This window comes from Arenibacter sp. P308M17, assembly GCF_003426735.1.
Classification (GTDB): Bacteria; Bacteroidota; Bacteroidia; order Flavobacteriales; family Flavobacteriaceae; genus Arenibacter.
The window spans coordinates 1-1,550 of record NZ_QVON01000021.1 but is presented as its reverse complement, the minus strand read 5'-3'; the positions used below and the strand labels follow the sequence as shown (position 1 = coordinate 1,550).

General features: G+C 40.1%; 1 protein-coding gene. It reads right to left on the bottom strand.

All coding sequences use genetic code 11. The features are described 5' to 3' along the window. Positions 1 to 111: 111 nt before the first annotated feature. Positions 112 to 783 (bottom strand): hypothetical protein, encoded by a 672-nt coding sequence (locus D0S24_RS20860; RefSeq protein ID WP_117021785.1) that lies wholly within the window; start codon positions 781 to 783, stop codon positions 112 to 114. Positions 784 to 1,550 lie beyond the last annotated feature (767 nt).

Below are 1,550 nucleotides of genomic sequence, written 5' to 3'. Positions count from 1 at the left end.
CAAACACAAAAAAGAAGGCTTTCCCCATAGGGAGGAACCGGATCCGTCAACAAGATATTCAGCCCTGGCCTATCGGCGGGCCGAATACTTAGTTATTGGCAATAGTGCTTTTTAATTTTTCAGTTCTATTTGGTCAAGAAATGTTCCTCGCCATTTATTTAGTTCTATTATTCTTTTAACTTTTTCCGAAATCAAAATTGGTCGGTTTGCACTTGCTCCGCTACCAAACCATTCAAAAGTCCGAACAAAGTCGGGTAAGTTTTTAAAAGGCTCGATGTCGAAAGTCATTTTTTTACCTTGCGGAAAATTGTATTTTATCTGTCCGCAGAAAGGTCCCTTAACTAATGGACTATCCATTGCTTTTAAGAACTTTATTGCGCTTTCTTCTTTTGGATATTCACACTTTTCACTTGTCAGATTGTTGCTAATTAAAGCTTCTGGTAATATTGTATCAACGTGTAGTTGATAGATAGATTCAAGTTCCTTTTCGGATTTGTGAAATATTGGTCGTGAAAAACTGATTCCAGTTATTCCGTTTTTTTCAAATTCCGTTTTGACTGGCTCACGAACAAAAATTTTGTCAAATACCCAATTCAGTCCGATAAATTGGCTGTTTTTGGCTTTAGGTTCATTTTTAAATCGAAATGGATTGTTTTGTTTAATTCCAATGTGGCAAGTAGGACAACCAATATTTGGTTCATAAGTTAATTCCAAATATCCAAAATCATTTTCTGGTTGGGGATATCCAAATTGTCCTGTTGTTATGTGATACCAATTGTTCATATTCGATTTTCCTGCATTGTTGCCAACGTTAAGGCTATGATTTCGGTCTGGGAAATCCAATAGGATTTCTCGGGATCGGAATCGGGCCGGAATAAAAGTAAGGAATTTTCTCTTTTGAAAAAGGCAAGACTGAATTATAGGCCCTGTTAGCGGTTGCTTGCAGCGCAGACCTTGATCCAACGGACAAGCCAATGGAACGATCCGCGGGGTTTTGCCGCATTTTCAATCCATCGCAGACCTTGGCGGATATAAATAAAATTTGATTTTCTGTAAAACCCTAGCGGATAGTGGCGGGCCAAGGTCAAACTGCGAACTGCTTGCGCACCCCTTGCGTACCGGTGGCAAAAGGGAATGTCCCGAAAGCTGCTCTTGTTTTTTTAATCCCCAACAACAGGAAAGCCCAGGCCCAAGATTATGCGGACCGTGGGTTTTTTGCTGCATTGATAAACGTACCGCTTGCTCACTGTTTTGTAAAACTATGGGGTAGGCAGCAAAAAAGTGGGGAAGTCCCGGAGCTGCTCTTTATTTAAGGCAAGTTACCGCTAACGTCTAGGCTATGATTAGTTGCGGTGTGAAATCCGACAGGATTTCGGCCCGCACAATAAACATACTAAATATGCGTGGATTTTCCGCAGGGAAAATCCAACCGCAATTAATTATAGGTGCTGTTGAACGAATCCTCCCTACCGGTCGGAAGCTTTGTCGTGTTCAAAATACGTTTTACTTAAATTTATGCAATCTTAAAAAACAATGTAATGTATAAAAAA